We start from the raw sequence: 23322 nt of genomic DNA on the forward strand, positions 1-23322 counted from the left end.
GATGCAGATCCCGCTCTGCCCACTTTGAACCAAAACCAACGAAGAAAAGAGGGAACAAAATGAAGAAACTGATCACTGCAACGCTTCTCGCCAGCCTGATGGCCGGAAGCGCACTCGCCGACACCAAGCTGAAGCTCGTCGAGGTCATCACCAGCCCCGAGCGCACCGAGACGCTGAAGTCGATCGTCGCCAAGTTCGAGGCGGCCAACCCGGGCACCACGGTCGAGATCATCTCGCTGCCCTGGGGCGAGGCCTTCCAGAAATTCGCGACCATGGTCTCCGCCGGCGAGCTGCCTGACGTGATGGAAATGCCCGACACCTGGCTGTCGCTCTATGCCAACAACGGCATGCTCGAAAGCCTGGAACCCTACCTGACCAAGTGGGAACACACGGCCGGCCTCACCGAACGCGCGCTCGAACTCGGCCGTGATGTCAACGACACCGCCTACATGCTGCCCTACGGCTTCTATCTGCGCGCCATGTTCTACAACAAGAAGCTCTTGTCGGAGGCCGGCGTCAGCGAACCGCCGAAGACGATGGACGATTTCGTCAAGGCATCGGAAGCCGTCTCCAAGCTTCCGGGCAAATCCGGCTACTGCCTGCGCGGCGGTCCGGGCGGCCTCAACGGCTGGGTGATGTTCGGCGCCACCATGGCCGGCAGCAACACCTTCTTCAACGAGGACGGCACCTCGACCATGAACGGCGAAGGCTGGGTCAAGGGCCTCACCTGGGTGATTGACCTCTATAAGAAGGGCCTGGCACCGAAGGACAGCGTCAACTGGGGCTTCAACGAAATCGTCGCCGGTTTCTACAGCGGCACCTGCGCCTTCCTCGACCAGGATCCGGACGCGCTGATCGCCATTGCCGAGCGCATGAAGTCTGAAGACTTCGGCGTCACCACCATGCCGAAGGGTCCGAGCGGCAAGGCGTTTACCACCATCGGCTTCGCCGGCTGGTCGATGCTCTCGGCAAGCCAGAACAAGGACCTCTCCTGGAAGCTGATCGAGACCCTCGAAGGGCCGGAAGGCAACATCGAGTGGAACAAGCGAACGGGCGCACTGCCGGTGCACAAGTCGGCCGAGAAGGACCCCTTCTACGCGAGCGCTCAGTTCAAGGGCTGGTTCGACGAACTCGCCGACAAGGACGTCGTGCTGACGGTCATGCCGACCTACCTCGAGGAATTTGCGTTCTTCAAGGATTCGCTCGCCATCAAGACGACCCAGGAAGCCCTCCTCGGCGACATCACGCCGGAACAGCTAGCCAACCAGTGGGCGGAGTACCTGACCAAGGCGCAGCAGAAGTTCCTGGCCAGCAAGAAGTAAGCCTTCGGCCGGCGGTGGCTAGCCGCCGCCGGCTTTCCATTCGCGAAAATAGGCACGCCCGAACAACCGGCGGCCACACAGGGGAAATTTCGATCGATGGACTATGTCGCCCGCCAAAGCGGCCTGCCGGCAAGCAGGACGCCGCTGATGAAGCGCATCGCCGATGGCGCCGCACCCTATCTCTATAGCGCGCCGGCTCTGATCCTGATCGTCACGGTCATGCTTGTGCCGCTGGCTCTCGGCGTCTCCTACGCCTTCCGTGACATTCAGCTCCTAAACCCGTTCTCCGGCGCCTATATCGGCCTCGATCATTTCCGGGCGCTCTCCGAAGACCAGGCTTTCTATCGGGCGCTACGCAACACGCTGTGGTGGACCGGCGCCTCCGTCCTCCTGCAGTTCGTCTTCGGCCTGATCCTGGCGCTGCTGCTCGACAAACCCTTCTATGGTCGCGGCCTTGCGCAGGCACTTGTCTTTCTTCCCTGGGCAGTGCCGAGCTTCCTTGCCGGCCTCAACTGGGCCTGGCTCTTCAATCCGGTCGTCGGACCCTTGCCGCACTGGCTTTTCAGCCTCGGCATCATGAGCGAACCGAACAATATTCTTTCCGACCCGCAGCTTGCCATGTGGGGGCCGATCATCGCCAATGTCTGGTGGGGCATTCCCTTCTTCGCGATCACACTGCTGGCCGCGCTGCAGGCGATCCCGCGCGATCTCTATGAAGCCGCAAGCATCGACGGCGCCGGCCCGGTGCAGCGCTTCATGTCGATCACTCTGCCGTTCCTGGCGCCCACCATCGCCATCACCATCCTGCTGCGCACCGTCTGGATCTCCAATTTCGCCGATCTGATCATCGTCATGACCAATGGCGGACCGGCCGACCGCACCCAGATCGTCGCCAGCTACATCTTCACCCAGGCCTTCAAGCGGCTGGATTTCGGTTACGCCTCGGCGATCGCGCTGGTACTCCTGGCACTGCTGCTCGCCTATTCGATGCTGATCGTCATCCTGCGGCAATGGCTCCTGAGCAAGGATTGAACCAATGCGCGCCAAACCGCTTTTCCTCATGATCGCGCACCGGCTGGCCATCCTTGCCTATATCGCCTTCGCGCTCTTCCCGCTCTATTGGTTGCTGAAGGTTGCGGTCACCCCGAACGACCTGCTCTATTCCGAAGGCATTCGGATGTGGCCGTCGCGCGCCAGCCTCGAACATTTCGATTTCGTGCTCCGCCACAGCGCCTTTCCGGTGTTCTTTCGCAACAGCCTGATCGTCTCCGGCTCCACCGCCGTCATCGTCACCATCCTCGCCTCGCTCTCCGGCTATGCCCTGTCGCGCTTCAATTTCCGCGGCAAATATTGGCTGGTGGCGCTGATGCTTCTGACGCAGATGTTCCCACTGGTCATGCTGGTGGCGCCGATCTTCAAGATCCTCTCGCCGATGGGCCTCACCAACAGCCTGACCGGCCTCGTCATCGTCTACACCGCCTTCAACGTACCCTTTGCCACCTTCCTGATGCAGTCCTTCTTCGACGGCATTCCGAAGGACCTGGAGGAAGCGGCGATGATCGACGGCGCGACGCAATTCGTCGCCTTCCGCCAGATCATCCTGCCGCTGACGCTGCCGGGCATCGCAGCAACCCTCGGCTTCGTCTTCACCGCCGCCTGGAGCGAGCTGCTGTTCTCGCTGATGCTGATCTCCGGCAACGACCAGGCAACCTTCCCGGTGGGACTGTTGTCCTTCGTGTCGAAGTTCTCCGTCGACTTCGGGCAGATGATGGCCGCCGGCGTGCTCGCGCTCATCCCCGCCTGCCTCTTCTTCCTGCTCATTCAACGCTATCTCGTCCAGGGCCTCACGGCCGGCGCGGTCAAAGGCTGAGGATTACCCCATGGCTTCCATCGATATCGCCAACATCCAGAAATCCTACGGCATCCACCCGGTCCTGCATGATGTCGACCTGAAGATCGGCGACGGCGAATTCGTCGTGCTCGTCGGCCCGTCCGGCTGCGGCAAGTCCACGCTGCTGCGCATGATCGCCGGGCTTGAAAGCGTGACTTCGGGCGAAATCCGCATCGCCGGAAAACGTGTCAACGAGCTCGCTCCGAAGGACCGTGACATCGCCATGGTGTTCCAGTCCTATGCGCTCTATCCGCATATGTCGGTCGCCAAGAACATGAGTTACAGCCTGAGGCTCCGGAAGACTGCGAAGGAAAAGATCGCGAGCGTCGTCTCGGGTGCGGCCGCCAAGCTCGGTCTCGACCCGCTGCTCGAACGCCGCCCCCGCGCACTGTCTGGCGGCCAGCGTCAGCGCGTCGCCATGGGCCGCGCCATCGTTCGCGAGCCAAAGGCGTTTCTCTTCGACGAGCCGCTCTCGAACCTCGACGCGCGCCTGCGAGAGCAGATGCGCGCCGAAATCAAGAAGCTGCACAAGGACCTCGGCGCCACTTCGATCTACGTCACCCACGACCAGATCGAGGCAATGACGCTCGCAGACCGGATCGTCGCCATGAACGGCGGCTTCGTGCAGCAGGTCGGCAGCCCGCTCGACCTCTATGACCGGCCGGCCAATCTCTTCGTCGCCGGCTTCATCGGCTCGCCCGGCATGAACTTCTTCGAGGGCACCTACCGCAACGGCACCGCCCCGCGCTTCGAAACGCAAAGCGGCATTGTCGTCCCGGCACAGCCGCATCCCGCCTTGGCGGACGGAGCCAAGGCCACACTCGGCATCCGCCCGGAACATGTGGAGATCGGCGGCGAAGGGCCGGATGCGCTCAAGGCCAGCGTCGACCTTGTCGAGCCGACCGGCTTCGGTATCATCCTGCACCTCTCCTTCGGCCGCTCCGGCTTCAAGGCGTTCACCAACGACCGCAAGTTCCTCAACGCCTCCGGCACGCTTGCCGTGCGCCTGCCGGTCGAGCGGCTGCATTTCTTCGACGCCGCCGGCAATCGCGTCTGATCGTGGTTGATGCAACGAATGGGCGCGCCAGATGGCGCGCCCACTGCATGTTCGCTTTCCAGCGCATCCGATGAGACAGTGCATGAGCGACTGCGGTTGACTTCCTGAAGGCGAAGCGTACCGTTTCTCGTGTCGCAAGTATCAACCGCCCGTGGCGCCACCTGAGAGAAGCAAGCACCGCCAAAACCAAAAATTGACGATAGCCTTCCTTGCCTGCGCCCGGCGATTTTGAGGAAGTGTCATGCGAATTCTTGTTGTTGCCCTCGCCCTTTCGACAACCCTGCTCTGTCCGCTCGCTGCCCGCGCCCAAGAAGGTGATGCCGCAGCCGGTGCCACCGTTTTCAAGAAATGCGCTGTCTGTCACATCGCCGACAGCGATACCAACAAGGTCGGCCCATCGCTCAACCATGTGTTGGGGCGGACCGCCGGCACCCATCCCAACTTCAGCTACTCCTCGGCAATGGTCGATGCCGGCAAGGGTGGCCTCGTCTGGGATGAGACGACGCTGCGCGACTATCTGCACAATCCCAAAGCCAAGGTGAAAGGCACGAAGATGGCCTTTGCCGGCCTGAAGGACGACACCGACATCTCCAACCTCCTCGCCTACCTCAAGCAGTATTCGCAGTAGCCGAGAAAGATTAGAGATAGTCTCCATCTAAGACCGGACGGCGAATTGCGACTATTTGACGTTCGTGTAATAATTGCACCTACAGCGCCGCGCGCCTTATCAGACGCGCAAAGGTCGCTGTAGAATTCTGAAATTCCTGCATGTTTTGTCCTCAATCGGCTACGAATAAAGGAAACATGCAGCAGAGCTCTACGGATTGCGTATTCATGCCCACAGCCGCCCGCGGCGAGGAGGGACAAGAAATGGCCGTGGTAGTTATTCTGGTTTTTCTGGCTATCGGATCGGTATTGTTCCATCTGTTTAGCCCTTGGTGGTGGACGCCCATCGCGTCCAACTGGAATTACATCGACAATACGCTCATCATTACCTTCTGGATCACCGGCTTCGTCTTCGTCGCCGTGGTGCTTTTCATGGCCTATTGCGTCCTCCGTTTTCGGCATCGCCCGGGAAACCGGGCGGCCTATGAACCGGAAAACCGCAAGCTCGAAGGATGGCTCGCCGGCGGCACGACGCTCGGCGTCGCCGCAATGCTGACACCCGGCCTCTTCGTCTGGCATCAATTCGTCACCGTGCCGAACGGTGCCGCAGAGGTCGAGGTCGTCGGCCAGCAATGGTTGTGGAGCTTCCGCCTGCCCGGTGCCGACGGCAAGCTCGGAACCTCAGAGACCCGCGACGTGACGCCGGAGAACGCGCTCGGCCTCAATCGCAACGATCCGGCAGCGCTTGACGACTACGTCATCGAGGGCGGCGAATTGCATCTCGAGGTCGGCAAGCCGGTCAAGATCCTCCTGCGTTCGGTCGACGTGCTGCACGATTTCTACGTGCCGGAGTTCCGCGCCAAGATGGACATGGTGCCTGGCATGGTCACCTATTTCTGGCTGACGCCGACGCGCACCGGCACGTTTGAAGTTCTGTGCGCAGAGCTCTGCGGCGTCGGACATCCGCAGATGCGCGGCACCGTCGTCGTCGACAGCGCCGCCGACTATCAGGCCTGGCTGTCGCAGCAGCAGACCTTTTCACAGATGATGGCAGCGACAGAGGCGAAACAGACGGCGCAGGCAGTGACTGCCGCCCCGGCGCAATAGGAGGCGCCCCGACGGCCAAGGCGGAATGCGGGTTTTGCACCCGCATGCCGCTCGTGAGCGAAAGCAACTCCTCAGTTACCGTTCCGGAGTTGCGTGTTTCAAAGCGTTGGATCGCGATGATCCGGTGTTGGGAGGTTCTCGCAGATGGTCGACATCCGGTCAGGTACGGGCGAATCGATAGGTCCCGCGGAAGTGGAGGATGTCGAACTCTATCATCCTCATAGCTGGTGGACGCGCTACGTCTTCAGCCAGGATGCCAAGATCATCGCCGTGCAATATGCCTCGACCGCGATCGCCATCGGCATGGTCGCGCTGGTACTGTCCTGGCTGATGCGGCTGCAACTCGGCTTTCCCGGCGCCTTCGCCTTCATCGATGCGGAGCGCTACTACCAGTTCATCACCATGCACGGCATGATCATGGTGATCTATCTCTTGACCGCACTCTTCCTCGGCGGCTTCGGCAATTACCTGATCCCGCTGATGCTCGGTGCACGCGACATGGTCTTTCCCTACGCCAACATGCTGAGCTACTGGCTGTACCTGCTCGCCGTGCTGGTGCTGGTCGCGAGTTTCTTCGCGCCCGGCGGCCCGACCGGCGCCGGCTGGACGCTCTACCCGCCGCAGGCCCTGCTCTCCGGCACGCCGGGAGGCAAGGACTGGGGCATCATCCTGATGCTCTCCTCCCTCATCCTGTTCATCATCGGTTTCACCATGGGTGGGCTCAACTATGTGGTCACCGTGCTCCAGGGCCGCGCCCGCGGCATGACGCTGATGCGCATGCCGCTCACCGTCTGGGGTATCTTCACGGCGACGGTCATGGCGCTGCTCGCCTTTCCCGCCCTCTTCGTCGCCTGCGTCATGATGCTCTTCGATCGCGTGCTCGGTACCAGCTTCTTCATGCCGGCGATCGTCGAGATGGGCGAGCAGCTGCAGCATGGCGGCGGCAGCCCGATCCTGTTCCAGCACCTCTTCTGGTTCTTCGGCCACCCGGAAGTCTACATCGTGGCGCTGCCGGCCTTCGGCATCGTCTCCGATCTGATCAGCACCCACGCCCGCAAGAACATCTTCGGGTACCGCATGATGGTCTGGGCGATCGTCATCATCGGCGCGCTCTCCTTCGTCGTCTGGGCGCACCACATGTATGTCAGCGGCATGAACCCCTATTTCGGTTTCTTCTTCGCGACGACCACGCTCATCATCGCCGTGCCGACGGCGATCAAGGTCTATAACTGGGTGCTGACGCTCTGGCGCGGCGACATCCACCTGACGCTGCCGATGCTCTTTGCGCTCGCCTTCATCGTCACCTTCGTCAATGGCGGGCTGACGGGGCTGTTCCTCGGCAACGTCGTCGTCGACGTGCCGCTTTCCGACACGATGTTCGTCGTCGCCCATTTCCACATGGTCATGGGCGTGGCGCCGATCATGGTGATTTTCGGGGCGATCTATCACTGGTACCCGAAGATCACCGGCCGCATGCTCAACGAAACGCTCGGGCAAATCCATTTCTGGGTCACCTTCATCGGCGCCTATCTGATCTTCTTCCCGATGCACTATCTCGGGCTGATCGGCGTTCCCCGCCGCTACTATGAAATGGGCGAGACCGCCTTCGTCCCGGCCTCCGCCCATACGCTCAACGAATTCATCACCATCATGGCGCTGATCGTCGGCGCCGCGCAGATCGTCTTCCTCTTCAATCTCGTCTGGAGCATCCGCCATGGCCGCGACGCCGGCGGCAATCCCTGGCGGGCGACGACGCTCGAATGGCAGACGCCGGAAACGCCGCCGCGCCACGGCAACTGGGGCAAGGAGCTGCCGGTCGTCTACCGTTGGGCCTATGACTACAGCGTGCCGGGAGCGCCCGAAGACTTCATTCCGCAGAACCAGCCGGGTTCGATCGGCCTTGCGCCGGAGGGGGCCTCATGAACGTCGCCCTCATCTTCCTGGCGGTGATCCTCGCGATTGCCGGCTGGTGGCTCAGTCGGCAACGGCTCTTCTCCAAACCGTGGCTGGAGGTCGGCCACGCCCACGATCCCCGTCCACACGGCCGGCCTTCGATCCCGGCCGCAAAGATCGGCCTTGGCGTTTTCCTTGCCGTGGTCGGCGCGCTCTTCTCGCTGTTCATGAGCGCCTATTTCATGCGCATGGCATCCGCCGACTGGTGGTCGACGCCGATGCCGAAGGTCCTCTGGCTGAACACCGCCATCCTCGGGCTCGGCAGCCTCTTGCTTCACGCCGCGCGCGTGACGGCGGAACGTCACCATGACGAGGCAAGCCGCACGGCGCTGATCGCCGCCCTTGCTGCGGGGCTCGCCTTCCTTGCGGGCCAAGTCTTCGCCTGGCGCGAACTGACCGACGCCGGCTATCTGCTTGCCGACAACCCGGCCAACAGCTTCTTCTACATGATATCCGGCATGCATGGCCTTCACATTCTCGGCGGCCTCTTTGCGCTCACCCGGGTAATCGTGAAAACACGCAGCGGCCCGATGGGCGAAAAGGCCGTTCTGTCGATCACGCTCTGCGCCACCTACTGGCATTTCATGCTGGCCGTTTGGCTGGTGCTTTTCGCGCTCTTTTCCGGTTGGGCAAACGATTTCGTCGAGCTCTGCCGGCAACTCTTGACCTGAGGGAGCCGTCGCATGTCCGCCGAGACACATTCGCCTGTCAGAGAACCGCTCCATCGCCCGGCGGGCCTTGCCGGCTTTACCGCCGACTGGGCCTCCGATCAGCGGGCGTTCAAGAACGTCTCCTGGGGCAAGGCGATGATGTGGATCTTCCTCCTCAGCGACACATTCATCTTCGGCTGCTTCCTCGTCGCCTACATGTCGGCGCGCATGTCGACCGCCGTTCCCTGGCCGAACCCGAGCGAGGTGTTCGCGCTGCATATCGGCGGCACCGACGTGCCACTGATCCTCATCGCGATCATGACGTTCGTGCTGATCTCCTCAAGCGGTACCATGGCCATGGCCGTCAACTTCGGCTATCGCCGCGACCGCAAGAAGACAGCACTCCTCATGCTGCTGACCGCCCTTTTCGGCGCCACCTTCGTCGGCATGCAGGCTTTCGAGTGGACAAAGCTGATCACCGAGGGCGTACGTCCCTGGGGCAACCCCTGGGGTGCTGCCCAATTCGGCTCCACCTTCTTCATGATCACCGGCTTCCACGGTACGCACGTCACGATCGGCGTCATCTTCCTGCTGATCATCGCCCGCAAGGTCTGGCGCGGCGACTTCGATACCGGCAAGCGTGGCTTCTTCACGAGCCGCAAGGGACAATACGAGATCGTCGAGATCACCGGCCTTTACTGGCACTTCGTCGATCTCGTCTGGGTCTTCATCTTCGCATTCTTCTATCTGTGGTGAGGCATGGTCATGGCAGAGACGACGGCACACACCGGCACGGTACCGCAAGGGCAAGCACAAACGCAGGCACCGGCGCATGAACACCAGCAGCACCCGATCGGGCTCTACCTGGTCGTCTGGTTGCTGCTCTTCGTGCTCAGCACCTTCTCTTACCTCGTCGACTACATCGGGCTGCAGGGCTATCTCAGATGGTCGCTGATCCTGCTTTTCATGGTGCTGAAGGCTGGGCTCATCGTCTCGATCTTCATGCACATGGCCTGGGAACGGCTGGCACTGATCTATGCGATCCTCCTGCCCCCCCTCCTGGTGCTTGTCTTCGTCGCGCTGATGGTTTCGGAATCGCACTACGTGCTCTTCACCCGCCTGACGTTTTTCGGCGCCGCACCGTAAAGTGGCGTGGCAACGGTGGCGCCACGCTTGAGATCCGGTAAGTCCTGGAGTTACCCCCCTCTGCAGAGGGGTAAGCAACACCCCTAGCTTCAGTGCTGCTGAAGCCCTGTGATCATCGCAATGATCTCGTTCTTGTCGGTCTTCGCCGTCTCCCGGATGCCGATCTGCTTGCCGCGGCGCAGGACACAGATGCGGTCGGCAAGCTTGAACACCTGATCCAGACTGTGGCTGATGATCAGCACGCCGATGTTGCGGCGCTTGAGCGATTCCACGATTTCCTCGACCTTGGCGGTTTCGGCAACGCCGAGGGCCGCCGTCGGCTCATCGAGAAGGATGAGCTTGCTCGCCCAATGGGTGGCGCGCGCGATGGCGACGCCCTGCCGCTGCCCGCCCGAGAGGTCGCGGATCGTCGCATGGGCCGAGGGGATGCGGACATCGAGGTCCTTCACCAGCGTCTCGGTCTCGGCAATCATCCGGCGACGGTCGAGCAGGCCGAAGCGGTTGGTGGGCTCACGACCGAGGAACATGTTCATGTAGACCGTCTGCTGGTCGGCAAGCGCCAGATCCTGGTAGACGACCTCGATGCCGTGGGCGCGCGCCATGGTGGCGTTCGACATTGCCACCGTCTCGTTCTCGATGGTGATCGTGCCCGAAGTCGGCGTGTAGACGCCCGAGATGATCTTGATCAGCGTCGACTTGCCGGCACCATTGTCGCCGACGAGCGCGACGATCTCACCCGGACGGACCTCGAGCGAGAAGTTCTCGATCGCGGTGACGCCGCCGAAAGTCTTACGGATGTCCTTCAGCTTCAGGACCGGCTCGCGCGCAGAATTGGTATTCGCGTTCATGACGTCGCCCCTCAAACCGGCCAGGCCGCGGTTTCACCGAAACCGTTTTCGATCGTTTCCACCTTCGGCGTGCCCTTCGAGATGCCCGACACGCCGACGACATAGGCGCGCGTGACGAAGGCCTGGCCGCGGAAGCCAAACACGGCCGTATCGCCGGGCTTTGGCGCCGCCGGTCCATTGGCGTCGATCATCGCGTAGTAGTCGATCGCCGAGGGCGGCGGCACTTCGACGCTTCGGAGTGCCGCTTCGGCCGTCGTCGGTTCGGGCGATACGATCGCCTTGACGTCATAGTCGGGGAAGATCGGATCGATGTAGAAGCCACCGCCGAAGCAATAGGCCTTGCCGCCCGAGAGGTGGGAGACCTCCGTGAGGTAGAGTACCGCTGGCAGTTCCGGCAGATCCTCCATCACGTGCAGCGCGGTCGTGCCGTGCAGGCCGTTGCCCGGCTCGCACTGGGTCGCACCCGCTTCGGCAAGGGCCGGCAGCATCACGCTCGAGGTCGTGCCGGGCGCGTTCACCTCGATCCCTTTGCGGCCTGCCTTGGCGAGCGCCTCGGCAGCCTTCGAAAGCGTTGCGAGATTGTGCGTCGGCTTCACCTTGCGGCTGGCGTGGTCGAAGAGCAACGCCGGAAAGGTGGTAATGCCGGCAAAGCGGCCGCCCTCGAGCGCATCGAGACGGTCCGCCACCGCAGCGACGTCGCCGGCATCGAAGCCGCCCTCGTGCCCGCGGTAGAAGGTATCGCCTTGCGCGCGGATGCGGGCGAGCAGACCCTGCCGATAGCCGGCTGCCTTTGCGCCCGCAGCGGCTTCTCCCGCCTTCTCGTCGTTGAAGACCGTCCAGTAGTCCGGCCGGAAGGTCCTCGCAGCGGCGGCCGCTTCATGGCGTGCGACCTGCTGCAGGTGGCCGAGATGGCCGACCTTCAAGCCCGCCTTGTGGGTGGCGCGGGCGCAGGCCATGTCGACCGCAACCGAACGATCGATACCGCCACGCTTCACCGCGTCACAGAAAGAGCTGGAGCGGCCGACCTGCTTGGTCATGGCAAAAGTCTTCAGGCCGAGGCGACGGGCCTCATCGCTCATAATCGTTGCATTGGCCTCGACCGCATCGAGGTCCAACACATAGGCATTCGCCGGGATCTTGCCCTGTTGGTGCAGGCCGATCGCCGCTTCGATGAAGGCCGGGTTGCGGCGGCGCAAAACGTCGAGAAACATGGGTGCCTCCTTCAGCGGGATTTTTCGCGCAGCGACACGGCGACCGCAGCGAGGATGATGAGACCGCGAACGATCATCTGGTCGGAAACGGAAAGGCCCATCAGGATCAGGCCGTTGTTGAGCATGCCCATCATCAGCGAACCGACGAGTGCGCCGATGATCGATCCCTTGCCACCGTTGAGCAGCGTGCCACCGACGATGACGGCCGCGATCACGGTCATCAGGTCGGTTTCGCCGAGCGTGTATTTGGCGGCTTGCAGCCGGCCGGCATAGAGCAGACCCGCAAGGCCGGCGAGCGCACCGCTGATCACCAGAACCGTCAGGCGGATGCGCGGGACGCTGATGCCCGACACGCTCGCCGCGCGGCTGTTGTCGCCCGTCGCCAGCACATGGGCGCCGAAGCGGGTCTCACGGTAGATGACATGGCCGCAGACAATAGCGACCACCGTCCACCAGATCAGCGAGGGCACGCCCAGGAACGAGCCCGAACCGAAGAAACCGGTGAAGGTGCTGTCGGTGACCGGAATGGATCGCAGGTTCGTCATCGACCGGGAGACGCCGGCAAAAAGCCCGAGCGTCGCCAGCGTGACCAGGAAAGAGGGTAGCTTGACAAAGGCGACGAGGGCACCGTTCAAAAGCCCGATCAGCACGCCGGCGCCGATACCGGCGACGACGCCGGCCACCAGGCCATATTCGTTGATCGTTACCGCTGCCGCCAGCGCCGACACGGCAACCGTGGAGCCGATCGAAAGGTCGATTTCACCCGCCGACATGACGAAGACGAGACCGATCGCCATGATCGTCACCGGTGCGGTCTGCAGCATGATGTTCGACAGGTTGCGAACGGTCAGAAAGCCGCTGTCCTTCAGCACGATGGCGAAGAACAGGAAGATCGCCAGGAAGCCGAGATAGACGACGTATTGCTGCAGGTTGAGGCGATTGACGAGGCTCGCCGGCTGGCCGCTCGCGCTGGAATGGGCACTGGACATCATTCTTCCTCCGAAGGCAGGGGGAAGGCTCCCCCTGCACTACGGCGCCGCACGTCGGGTCGGACGCGCAAAGGTCACCGTAGCACTATGAGAAGCTGCATGTTTCCCACATGCAGCGGACATCATTTCATCACTTCATCGCATCCGCGATCGTCGCGGGCACATCCTTGTTCAGAGACTTCTTCCAGCCGTCGACGACCGTCGCCTTGGTGACGGCAAGCGAGTCGACCACCAGGAAAGGCTCGGCCTTTTGGCCGACCAGCGACCCTGCCGCGGCGCGCGCTGCGGTGACGCCGATATTGTAGGCTTCGTCGGCGACAAGCGCCGCGATGTTGCCGCCCTTGACCATATCCAGCGCTGCTGGCTCGTTGAGGTCGAGCGTCACGATCTTGGTGTGGGTGTTGCCCGCTCCGCGCAGTGTCGAAAGCACGCTCAACGCCGGCTCCGCCCAGGTCACATAGATGCCGTCGAGGTCCGGGTTCTGGGTGATCATCCCTTGCGCGATTTCCTCGCTGCGGGCCGGGTCGGCCATGCCGGCTTCTGCAACGATCTTCATATCAGGGTAGTCCTGTTCGATCGTCGACTTGAAGGCGCCGTCGCGCTGGTTGGTCACGTAGAAATCGGCGTCATGATAGATGTAGCCAAGCTTGCCCTTGCCGCCGAGGGCATCCGCCATCGCGACGGCGGCCTTGTTGCCCATCTGGAACAGGTCGTCCGAGACGATTGTCACATAGTCCTTGCCGTGTTCGTAGCCGGCTGGCGAATTGTCGACGAAAGCGAGCTTGACGCCTGCAGTGCGGGCCGGATCGTAGACAACGGCAGCGGTTGCCGGATCGACGGGCAGCGACAGGATGATCGACGGCTTCTTGGCAAGAACCGTCTCGACATCGGATTTCTGCCGGGCGGCATCGAAACCCGCATCGGTCTGGGCGACCACCTCGACGCCGAGCCGCTTGAACTCGTCATGCGCGCCGCTGTTGACCGCATTGGTGTATTCGCTCATCTCGTGCCAGACGAGCGCCGCGGTGAACTTGCCGTCCTTGATCTGCTGTTCCTGCTCCGCCGTCAGAGTCAGGCTGCCCGCGGACGTCGGCGTCTCGCCATGCGGCCCTGTGGTCTTGCCATCAGCGGCAAAGCCGGATGTCGCGGCAAACACCGTCGCCAGCAACGCGAAATGTCTCACTGCCCTGTGCATCTCTGCCTCCCTTTAGGATGGTGCCGCCGGAAACATCCTCTCTCCCGGCGGCTATCGGATTACTTCGCTGCCTGATTACTTGGCCGCATCGAGCACCGACTGCGGCGCATCGCGGTTGAGCGACTGCTTCCAGCCTTCGGCGACGTTTTCCTTGGTGACGGTCAGCGCCGGAGCAACGACAAAGGCCGGGGTCTGTTGACCGAGCAGCGACTTCAGGCCGGCAGCAGCCATGGCGCGTCCAAGCTCATAGGCCTTGTCGGCGACCAGTGCCGTGACATTGCCGCCCTTGACCATGTCGAGCGCTACTGGTTCGGCAAGGTCGAGCGTGACGATCTTGGTCTTGGTATTGCCGCTGGTGCGCAGCGCAGAAAGCACGCCGTCGGCAGGCTCGGCCCAGGTCACATAGATGCCGTCGAGATCGGGGTTCTGAAGCAGCATGGCGCTTGCCAGTTCCTCGGCACGTGCCGGGTCGGAAATGCCCTGCTCGGCAACGATCTTGATATCCGGATAGTCCTTCTCGATCGTCGACTTGAAGGCCTGGTCGCGCTGGTTGGTCACATAGTAGCTGGCGTCATGGAAGATGTAGCCAACCTTGCCCTTGTTGCCGATCGCCTTGGCCAGCGCGTCGGCCGCCTGCTTGCCCATCTGGTAGAGATCGTCGGTGACGATCGAGGCATAGTCGGCGCCCTGCTTGTAGCCGCTCGGCAGGTTGGAGAGGAACACGAGCTTGCTGCCATCGGTCACCGCCTGGCGGAACGCCTCGGCCGAGGTCACCGGATCGAGCGGCAGCGCCAGGATGACATTCGGCTTGGCGGCAAGCGCTGTTTCGATGTCGCTGCGCTGGCGCGCCGCATCGAAGCCGGCATCCGTCGTTACTGCGATCTCCACGCCGGCACGGGCGAATTCATCCTTGGCGCCGGCCGAAACCGCATTGGTGAAATCCGACGAGGTGTGCCACAGCAGGGCAGCCTTGTAGCCCTTGCCCTTGAGGGCGCCGATATCGGCATCGGTCAGGGCGACGTCGGCACTCGGCGTTGCGCTCTCACCGGACGGACCGACCGTCTGGGCGGAAGCGGTACCTGCGGCAAGCACGAAACCACTGACGAGTGCAGCAGCCATCAATTTCTTCAAAAGCATTGTCTCTCTCCCTCTTGTTCAACAGTTCAGTCCACGACGCCGCAATAGCGCGCCATGAAGGCAGCAAAGCCGACGACACCGGCGAGATATTCCTCCACCTCGACCCGTTCTTCGTAGGTATGGCAGTTGCGGATATCGCCAGGCGCGCAGTAGACGGCAGGTATGCCGAGGCGATTGACGAAGAACGGCGTCTCCGACCAGAAGGGCGCACCTTCGATCACACCGCGCCCGACCATGGCTTCGGCCATGGCAGTGGACAACGCGCCGACTTCTGCCGCAGTCTCGTCGATCTCGGCCGCCGTGCCACCGAGCTGATGGTCACGGCCAGCCGGATACGAAAACTCGAAGGTAATCTCAGGGTCGGTGATCGCTGAGCGAACGGCCGCTTCGATCTCAGCCGCCGCCTTGTCCAGAGATTCACCCGGCAAGAGCTTGCGGATCAGCGACAGGGTGCAGCGATCGGGCACGGCAATATAGCCGCCGCCGGCAAGGCCGGTGATCAACAGGAAACTGCGGCCGATCAGCTTGTGCTCGGCACGTGCAGCGACCTCGTCGGAATGGGCCCAGAGCGCAGACATCGCCGCATGGCTGGCGCGCAGGGCATCCTTGCCGAGTTCGGGAACGCCGAAGTAAGCGGATTTGCCCGTTATGGTGATGTCGGTGATGAAGAAGCCGATCTGCGCCGGATAGACCGAAAGGCGAGTAGGCTCGACATAGACGACGAAATCCGGCCGCGCGATCTCGCCCGTTTCGATGCGGGTGACGAGGTCCTTGATGCCTGCCGAAACACCGGTGCCGGGCTGGCCGCTTTCCTCATCGCCGACAAATGCGAAGGCGATGTCGCCGGCAAGCTTGACGCCTGCCCGATCGAGCAGCGACAGGGCGGAAAGCGAAGAGCATATGCCGGCCTTGAGATCGCCCGAGCCGCGCGCCCAGACCGCGCCGTCGATGATCGGCGCCGCGAAGGGGTCCTCCCGCTCGGTGCCCGCCCAATGTTCGCGCCAGCCGTCGACGTGCACGGTATCCGTATGACCGATGAACAGCAGCCGTGGTCCGCTGCCGGCGCCCTTCCGCTCGGCCCAGACATTCGGGCGGCCAGGCCGAAACTCCGCGGTCGTCAACCCATCGAGGCCAAGGCTCTGCATCGCCTCGGCAAGGTACGAGACGACATTGGCTTCATTGCCGGTAATGCTCTCGCGCCCGATCGCGCCGCGGAAAAGCGCAATTGCGGCCTCTTTGTCGAGTGCTTCGCGCAGCCGTTCGACCAAGCCATCCGTCGTCGTCATCACATCGCCTCCCGAAGTGCGTTGACATTGGCCCGCGGCAGGGAGATCCGGCCATCGGGCGCATCGACCCCGAAGAGGGTATTGTGCAATTGGCTCAGTCCGATCGCCGCAGCACCGATGATCGCCGCGCGCGAACCGAGCTCGCCTGTCTCGACGGTGACGGGATAGGGAAAGCACTGCGGCAGGAAGGTCTTCACCCGCTCCAGCATTTCCGGCCGCAAGCCGATCGATCCGCCGAGAATGACCTTCTGCGGATTGGCGATCGCCGCAATCGCAGCAACGCCGCGGGCAAGGAACCGCCCGGTCTCATCGAGCACCGACACGGCGGCGGCGTCGCCGGCCTCCGCATTGGCAAAGATCGTGGGCACGGTGACGTTCTTGCCCGAAAGGGCGGCATACCGTTCCGCCATGCCGTGTGAGGCAACGGCCCGCTCGAATGCGCCGGTGCGCAGCGATTCCGCTTCGAACGGATCTGCGCCGAGCGGCAGAAAACCCATTTCACCTGCCGCGTTGCTGGCGCCGCGCACCAGATGCCCGCCGACCATCAGGCCGCTGCCGACACCGGTACCGAGCGCCACATAGGCAAGATTGTCGATCCCCTGCCCCTGCCCCAGCCAGTTCTCACCGAGCACCGCAAGATTGACGTCGTTTTCAAGCATGGCGCCGAAGCCGAGCACCTCTTCGAAGGCACCGACGACGTCCATCGTATCGAAGCCGGCAATGTTCGGCGCAAGCAGCACACGACCGGTTTCGCTGCAGGGCGCACCGGGTACGCCGACGACGGCGAGACGGATCTTTTCGCGGGCGATCTTCTGGCGTGACGCCGCCGCAAAAGCCATCTCGGCGATCTGCTCCACCACGAAGCGGCCGCCGCGCGGATCGGTCGGCGCCGTGTCTTCGGCAAAAATCTGGCAGGCGAGATCGGTGATCGCCACCCGCACTTTCGTGCCGCCGAGGTCAACGGCGATGATGTAGGCCGCATCGCAGACCAACTCATAGGTGACGGCGGTTCGCCCGACATGGCCGCTGGTGCGTCCCGTCTCCTGAACCCACCCCTCTTCTTCGAGCCCGCGAACGATCTCGGAGATGGTCTGCTTGGAAAGGCCGGTCTGCTTGGAAATCGATGCACGCGATATCGGCCCACCCTGGACGATCGCTTCCATGACGGAACGCTGCGAGAATTTCCGGGAGATGCGCAGGCTGTCGTTCACGGTGGCCTCTTTTAATTCGTTCTGTTACCGAACTTATTAATATCGAACGTGTCTGTCAATCTCGCCCAATGGGATTATCTTTCGTGAAGCCGCCATCGATGTCTGAGTTGCGGCTGGCCGGGCGAATGAACCATCCACAGACCGACATTCGCTCACGGCTGCCGATGACGCATTCGAATGCGCCCGGATTTGCTGTATGGTAGAGAAATCACGTCTGCGCCCATGGGCGCTTTTTCTCACGAAATCAGTGGCATGACCGTTCCGCTAGCTCACGTCCCGCGATCTTCAGATTGCCCGGCTCTGGTCGTGCAGTTTGATGATTATGTCGTAGACAGGCTCTAGTCGTGATCTATCACGCCTTAAAATCCGGCTTCCAATCCAACTAGGGTCGCAATCAATGGCAGAGTTTCCGCAAAAGGCGAAGGTCGTAATCATCGGGCTGGGTGGCATCGTTGGCGCCTCGATCGCGCATCACCTGATCGAGCGCGGCTGGGACGACATCGTCGGCATCGACAAGTCAGGCGTCCCGACCGATATCGGCTCGACGGCGCACGCCTCGGACTTCTGCTACACCACCAGCCACGACTATCTGTCGGTCTGGACGACACAATACTCGATCGATTTCTTCGAGAAGATGGGCCACTACGCCCGCATCGGCGGCCTGGAAGTCGCGCGCACCGGCGACGACGTCTGGATGGAAGAGATCAAGCGCAAGCTTTCCTCCGCCAAGGCCTTCGGCACCCGCGCCCACTATGTTTCGCCCGCCGAGATCAAGAAGATGTTCCCGCTGATCGAGGAAGATCAGGTCATGGGCGGCATGTTCGATCCGGATGCCGGCCTCGTCATCCCGCGCTCCCAGACGGTAGCCGGAAAGCTGGTCGATGCGGCGGAAAAGTCCGGCAAGCTGCAGGTCTTCGGCAACACGCCGGCACAGTCGCTGATCGTTGAGAACGGCCGCATCAAGGGCGTCGTCACCCATCGCGGCACGATCATGGCCGACCATGTCGTCGTCTGCGCCGGTATCTGGGGCCGCCTGATCGCCGAAATGGTCGGCGAGGACCTGCCGGTCATGCCGGTCGACCATCCGCTCACCTTCTTCGGTCCGTACAACGAGTTCGAAGGCACCGGCAAGGAGATCGGTTTCCCGCTTTTGCGCGACCAGGGCAACTCTGCCTACATGCGCGACACCGGCGACCCGAAGACCACCGAAGGCGGCCAGATCGAGTGGGGTTATTACGAGACCACCAATCCGCGCCTCTGCCATCCGCGTAACATCCTCGAAAAGCACGAAGCGCGCCTGTCGCCCTCGCAGCGCGACCTCGATATGGAGCAGATCATCGAGCCGCTTGAGCGCGCCATGGAGCTGACGCCGATCCTCGGCGAACTCGGCTACAACGAGGGCCATTCCTTCAACGGCCTGCTGCAGGTTTCGGCCGCCGGCGGTCCTTCCTGCGGCGAGAGCCAGAAGGTGCGCGGCCTCTGGTACTGCGTCGCCATCTGGGTGAAGGACGGCCCCGGCTACGGCAAGCTGATCGCCGACTGGATGACGGACGGCCGCACCGAGATCGACCACGCCTCGATCGATTATTCCCGCTTCTACCCGCACCAGCTCGAAGAGAAGTTCATCGAGGGTCGCTGCTTCGAGGCGGCGCAGAAGATTTACTATCCGGCCGTACACACGCGCGAGCCCTATGCCAGCGGCCGCAACGTCAAGCGCTCGCCCTTCTACGAGCGCGAGAAGGAACTCGGCGGCTACTTCATGGAGCTCGGCGGCTGGGAGCGCGCGCATGGCTACGCCGCCAACGAGCATCTGCTCGAAAAATACGGCAACCGCGTACCCGTGCGCGAGAACGAGTGGGACAGCCGCCATTTCTGGCGTGTCTCCAACGCTGAACATCTGGCGATGAGCGAGGATTGCGGTATCGTCAACCTCTCGCACTTCCACATGGTCGATATCGAGGGCCCAGACCATGTCGAGCTGCTCGAATGGCTGTGCGCCGCCAAGGTCGGCGGCGACACCAATATCGGCAAGGGCATCTACACCCACTTCCTCGATGACGAAGGCATGGTCCGCGCCGACTTCACCGTCTTCCGCATGGCCGATCGCTGCCGTCTCGTGAACGGCGCCGATGCCGGCCCGCGCGACTTCCAGTACATGCGCCGCGTCGCCGGGGACCGTGGCCTCAACGTCACCATCACCGATGTCTCGGAGAAGTTCATCACCATCGGCATCTGGGGCCCCAATGCCCGCGAGAACCTGAAGAAGGTGGTTGCCGACCCCTCGGGCCTCGATATCGAGAACTTCGCCTTCGCTGCGATCAAGCCGATCGAGATTGCCGGCAAGAAGGTCACCGCTTTCCGCATCTCCTATGTCGGCGAGCAGGGCTGGGAACTCCACATGAAGTATGAAGATGGTCTGGCCGTCTGGGACGCGCTGCGCGCCACCGGCGTCATGGCCTTCGGCGTCGAAACCTATGCGAACTCGCGCCGCATGGAGAAGAGCCTGCGCCTGCAGAACGCCGACCTCCTCACCCAGTACAACCTCATCGAGGCCGACCTCGCCCGCCCGAAGGTCAAGGACGTGGACTTCCGCGGCAAGGCAAAGCATCTGGAATACAAGGCGCGCGAGCACCAGCCGGCGATGCTCTGCACACTCGTCATGACGGAGAACACCGACAGAAGCGGCGTGAAGCGCTACCCGGTCGGCAGCCTGCCGGTCATGGATCCGGAGACCGGCGCAGTGCTGGTCGACGAACTCGGCCGCCGCTCCTACACCACCTCCATCGCCTTTGGGCCCACGATCGGCAAGAACATCGCGCTTGCCTACCTGCCCTGGTCCCATTGCCAGGTCGGCCGCAAGCTGAACGTCGAGTACTTCGCCGAGACCTATCCAGTCGAGGTCGTCGGCGTCGGCTACAAGCCCATCTACGACCCCGAAAACCTGAAGCCGCGCACCTGATCGCGTCGGCATCGGAGACAAAAGACAAAAGGCCCGCTCATCCGAGCGGGCCTTTCTTCTCGGAGCATCAATGTGTCCGTTAGGGCAGCACATGCCCGGCAGCCGTGAAGAGGCGATACCAGTCCTCGCGTGACAGCGTGATATCTGCACCGGGCGCAATGTCTGCCAGTCGCTCGGGGCTTGTCGTTCCCAACACCACCTGAATGTTTGCGGGATGGCGGGCAATCCATGCATAGGCAATGGCCGACGGCGACACGGCATACTTGCCCGAGAGTTCGTCGAGCACCCGGTTAAGCTCGGGGAAGTTCTTTTCGTCGCCGACGAAGACGCCGCCGAAGAAGCCCTGCTGGAACGGCGACCACGCTTGCAGCGACATGCGATTGATCCGCGAGTAGACGACGACCTCGCCGTCGCGGTCGATCGACTGCTCGAGGCCGGCCATGTTCGCGGCGATGCCGAAGGCGACCGAGGGCGCATGCGCTATGCTAAGCTGGATCTGGTTGGCTACGAGCGGCTGGCGCACTGCCTTTTTCAGCAGATCGATCTGGCGCGGCGTATGGTTCGAGACGCCGAAATGCCGGACCTTGCCGGCCGCCTGCAATTTGTCGAAGGCCTCCGCCACCTCCTCCGGCTCCACCAGCGCATCCGGACGATGCAGCAAGAGAACATCGAGATAGTCGGTCTTCAGCGCCGCCAGCGATCGATCGACCGATTGCAGGATGTGGTCTTTGGAGAAATCGAAATAGCCGCGGCGGATGCCGCACTTGCTCTGGATAATGATCAGTTCGCGCTCGGCCGCCGACAGTCGCAGCGCATCACCGAAACGGCGCTCGCAGGCATGCAGCTCGCCACCATAGATATCGGCATGATCGAAGACGTTGATGCCAACGTCCCGCGCCTTGCCATAAAGCCGGCGAATAGCGTCATCACTGAGATCGGAGATCCGCATCAGGCCGAGAACGGCAGATGAAACGGAGAGGTCGGTTGTTCCCAGGCTGAATTTTTTCATCGGTTTACGCTCACATCATCGACGTCGTTTTGAAGGAGGAATTCCCGCCCGCAGCCGCAAAAGGCTTGCGATAGCGATTCTGTAATCCTCAATCTCTAGCAGCCCGGAGGCACTTGGCAAACGTCCGGACCCTGTCGACGACCATACGGCGCGGGCCACATAGGCGATCGATGAGATGTGCAGCCATGCTAAAGCTTCGCTGTTCTATCGTCATGGGAGCCGACTGAACCGCCCGCTCCCATGTCTCACGATCTGGTCAAGCGGCCGACCGGTAACGTTCGGCGGGCTCGGACTGCCCGAAATTGGGCAGCATCGCCTGGCGCGCAGCATCAAGGGTGTTCCACTGCTCGGCATCCGGCAGTGGCGGGATCGTGACCAGCTCGCGGCGATCGAAACCGACGAGGGCCGCATCGACGAGATCGCCGACCTCCATCACGCCGGCAAGCGTTTCAACGTCGACGCCCGCATGATCCCAGATTTCGGTGCGCGTCGCCGCCGGCAGCACGACCTGCACGTAGATGCCCTTCTGCGCCAGTTCGACGTTCAACCCTTGGGACAGGAACAGCACAAACGCCTTGGTCGCGCCATAGACCGTGGACCCCATCTCCGGCGCAAGCCCGACCACCGAAGCGATGTTGATGATGGCCCCCTCTCCCCTCTCGGCAAAACGGGGCGCGGCTGCATGGGCAAGTCGTGTCACAGCCGTAATGTTGAGCGAGATCAGCTTCGAGATGTCCTCGCCCTTCTGCTGGAGGAAGCCGCGCGGGATCGACGTGCCGGCATTGTTGACCAGAACACCGATGCGATCGTCTTCGCGCAGGCGCTGCTCGACCTTGGCGAGATCTTGCTCGTCCGTCAGGTCGGCGGGGACGACGTCGACATCGACACCAGTTTCGCTCCGCAGGCGCCCGGCGAGCGCCGCCAGACGCACCCCGTTGCGGGCGACCAGGATCAAATCATGGCCGCGGCGTGCAAATCGCTCCGCATAGACGGCGCCGATACCGGTGGAAGCACCGGTTACAAGGACTGCTGGCTTCTTGCTCATCGGGTGTGCTCCTTTGATTATTCATGACAATCATCATGTATTTGGATATATGATGGATATCATGTATAATGTCAATCAAATGTTGGGAGACGATAATGCGAGTGAGCCGACAGCAGGTCGAAGAGAACAAGCGCACCATTCTGGAAGCCGCGGGAAGGCTGTTCCGCGAGCGCGGCTTCGAGTCCGTCACGGTGACGGATGTGATGAAGGCGGCCGGCCTCACCCACGGCGGCTTCTACGGCTACTTCAAGTCCAAGGACGATCTGATCGCCCGGACCCTTGCCGAACTGCAGGGTGGAAGCGAGCCTCCGTCCGTGGACCTCACAACCGTCGCCGACCGCTATCTTTCACCGGAACATCGAGACGATTTCGGCCATGGCTGTCCGGTCGCCGCTCTAGCATCGGAGGTTATTCGCCAACCCGCGGAAGCGCGCGCCGAAATGACCGCCGGTCTCAAACGTCAATTCGTGCGCCTCGGCAAAGTAGCGCCCGGCCCGGATGAAGAGCATAGACGCCGGGCGGCGATCGGGACGTGGTCTGCGATGGTGGGTGCGCTGATCCTGGCCCGGATGACGGACGATGCGGCTCTGTCAGACGAGATCCTTGCGCAGACGCGGACGTGGCTTTCGGGTTCGGATCGTTCAAGCGCCGGCGTTGCCGAGGTGGCATGATAAATTCGCCCCTTCCCGCCGGCCTGGCG

21 protein-coding genes are annotated in these 23322 nt (G+C 62.4%); 12 read left to right on the plus strand and 9 right to left on the minus strand.

The annotated features are described in order from the left end of the window. Positions 1-59: 59 nt before the first annotated feature. The 10 genes from AB4Z53_RS31110 to AB4Z53_RS31155 all read left to right on the plus strand — a co-directional run bounded on the left by AB4Z53_RS31110 (position 60) and on the right by AB4Z53_RS31155 (position 9732). Positions 60-1322 carry an ABC transporter substrate-binding protein gene (locus AB4Z53_RS31110; RefSeq protein ID WP_113539187.1) on the plus strand — a complete coding sequence of 421 codons (1263 nt, stop codon included), beginning with the start codon at positions 60-62 and terminating at the stop codon, positions 1320-1322. 96 nt (positions 1323-1418) lie between these two features. After that, on the plus strand, positions 1419-2354 hold the full coding sequence (locus AB4Z53_RS31115; protein ID WP_113539186.1) for a carbohydrate ABC transporter permease: 936 nt from the start codon (positions 1419-1421) through the stop codon (positions 2352-2354). Positions 2355-2358: 4 nt separating this feature from the next. Continuing rightward, a complete protein-coding gene (locus AB4Z53_RS31120; protein WP_113539185.1) occupies positions 2359-3192 on the plus strand; it encodes a carbohydrate ABC transporter permease in 834 nt (277 codons plus the stop codon). 10 nt (positions 3193-3202) lie between these two features. Further along, complete coding sequence (locus AB4Z53_RS31125) at positions 3203-4270, plus strand: ABC transporter ATP-binding protein (protein WP_113539184.1); 1068 nt, start codon at positions 3203-3205, stop codon at positions 4268-4270. Positions 4271-4511: 241 nt separating this feature from the next. After that, entirely contained in the window at positions 4512-4898 is a 387-nt protein-coding gene (locus AB4Z53_RS31130) for a c-type cytochrome (RefSeq protein ID WP_113539183.1), read from the plus strand. Positions 4899-5140: 242 nt separating this feature from the next. After that, complete coding sequence (locus AB4Z53_RS31135) at positions 5141-5983, plus strand: cytochrome c oxidase subunit II (RefSeq protein ID WP_441599215.1); 843 nt, start codon at positions 5141-5143, stop codon at positions 5981-5983. A 144-nt stretch (positions 5984-6127) separates the two neighbouring features. Then, a complete protein-coding gene (gene ctaD / locus AB4Z53_RS31140; protein ID WP_291157072.1) occupies positions 6128-7906 on the plus strand; it encodes a cytochrome c oxidase subunit I in 1779 nt (592 codons plus the stop codon). Further along, positions 7903-8607 (plus strand): cytochrome c oxidase subunit 3, encoded by a 705-nt coding sequence (locus tag AB4Z53_RS31145; protein WP_441599216.1) that lies wholly within the window; start codon positions 7903-7905, stop codon positions 8605-8607. Before ctaD ends, AB4Z53_RS31145 begins: the two co-directional genes overlap by 4 nt. A 12-nt stretch (positions 8608-8619) precedes the next feature. Next, positions 8620-9342 carry a heme-copper oxidase subunit III family protein gene (locus tag AB4Z53_RS31150; RefSeq protein WP_113539179.1) on the plus strand — a complete coding sequence of 241 codons (723 nt, stop codon included), beginning with the start codon at positions 8620-8622 and terminating at the stop codon, positions 9340-9342. Positions 9343-9351: 9 nt separating this feature from the next. Continuing rightward, on the plus strand, positions 9352-9732 hold the full coding sequence (locus tag AB4Z53_RS31155; protein WP_113539178.1) for a cytochrome C oxidase subunit IV family protein: 381 nt from the start codon (positions 9352-9354) through the stop codon (positions 9730-9732). 89 nt (positions 9733-9821) lie between these two features. Here the strand turns inward: AB4Z53_RS31155 and AB4Z53_RS31160 are convergent, their stop codons facing one another. The 7 genes from AB4Z53_RS31160 to AB4Z53_RS31190 all read right to left on the minus strand — a co-directional run bounded on the left by AB4Z53_RS31160 (position 9822) and on the right by AB4Z53_RS31190 (position 17609). After that, positions 9822-10580: an ATP-binding cassette domain-containing protein gene (locus tag AB4Z53_RS31160; RefSeq protein WP_441599217.1), complete on the minus strand. Its 759-nt coding sequence runs from the start codon at positions 10578-10580 to the stop codon at positions 9822-9824. A gap of 11 nt (positions 10581-10591) precedes the next feature. Then, entirely contained in the window at positions 10592-11791 is a 1200-nt protein-coding gene (locus tag AB4Z53_RS31165; RefSeq protein ID WP_441599218.1) for an alanine racemase, read from the minus strand. 11 nt (positions 11792-11802) lie between these two features. Beyond that, positions 11803-12780 carry an ABC transporter permease gene (locus tag AB4Z53_RS31170; protein WP_441599219.1) on the minus strand — a complete coding sequence of 326 codons (978 nt, stop codon included), beginning with the start codon at positions 12778-12780 and terminating at the stop codon, positions 11803-11805. Between the two features lie 130 nt (positions 12781-12910). Next, positions 12911-13975 carry a substrate-binding domain-containing protein gene (locus AB4Z53_RS31175; RefSeq protein ID WP_113539174.1) on the minus strand — a complete coding sequence of 355 codons (1065 nt, stop codon included), beginning with the start codon at positions 13973-13975 and terminating at the stop codon, positions 12911-12913. Positions 13976-14050: 75 nt separating this feature from the next. Beyond that, complete coding sequence (locus tag AB4Z53_RS31180; RefSeq protein ID WP_291157061.1) at positions 14051-15112, minus strand: substrate-binding domain-containing protein; 1062 nt, start codon at positions 15110-15112, stop codon at positions 14051-14053. 26 nt (positions 15113-15138) lie between these two features. Further along, on the minus strand, positions 15139-16398 hold the full coding sequence (locus tag AB4Z53_RS31185) for a M20 family metallopeptidase (protein WP_441599220.1): 1260 nt from the start codon (positions 16396-16398) through the stop codon (positions 15139-15141). Next, positions 16398-17609 carry an ROK family transcriptional regulator gene (locus AB4Z53_RS31190; protein ID WP_441599221.1) on the minus strand — a complete coding sequence of 404 codons (1212 nt, stop codon included), beginning with the start codon at positions 17607-17609 and terminating at the stop codon, positions 16398-16400. Before AB4Z53_RS31190 ends, AB4Z53_RS31185 begins: the two co-directional genes overlap by 1 nt. Before the next feature lie 397 nt (positions 17610-18006). Between AB4Z53_RS31190 and AB4Z53_RS31195 the strand changes: the two genes are divergently transcribed. Continuing rightward, a complete protein-coding gene (locus tag AB4Z53_RS31195) occupies positions 18007-20568 on the plus strand; it encodes a GcvT family protein (protein ID WP_441599222.1) in 2562 nt (853 codons plus the stop codon). Positions 20569-20647: 79 nt separating this feature from the next. Here the strand turns inward: AB4Z53_RS31195 and AB4Z53_RS31200 are convergent, their stop codons facing one another. Together AB4Z53_RS31200 and AB4Z53_RS31205 are read right to left on the minus strand one after the other, a co-directional pair. After that, a complete protein-coding gene (locus AB4Z53_RS31200; RefSeq protein WP_441599223.1) occupies positions 20648-21577 on the minus strand; it encodes an aldo/keto reductase in 930 nt (309 codons plus the stop codon). 256 nt (positions 21578-21833) lie between these two features. Beyond that, positions 21834-22622: an SDR family NAD(P)-dependent oxidoreductase gene (locus AB4Z53_RS31205; protein ID WP_113539168.1), complete on the minus strand. Its 789-nt coding sequence runs from the start codon at positions 22620-22622 to the stop codon at positions 21834-21836. Between the two features lie 95 nt (positions 22623-22717). Here AB4Z53_RS31205 and AB4Z53_RS31210 point away from each other — a divergent pair, with 95 nt between their 5' ends. Continuing rightward, positions 22718-23293, plus strand: a complete 576-nt coding sequence (locus AB4Z53_RS31210; protein WP_441599224.1) for a TetR/AcrR family transcriptional regulator — start codon at positions 22718-22720, stop codon at positions 23291-23293. The last annotated feature ends 29 nt before the right edge of the window (positions 23294-23322 follow it).

It is taken from the genome of Ensifer sp. 2TAB8 (assembly GCF_052115125.1).
In the GTDB taxonomy this organism is placed as follows: domain Bacteria; phylum Pseudomonadota; class Alphaproteobacteria; order Rhizobiales; family Rhizobiaceae; genus Ensifer.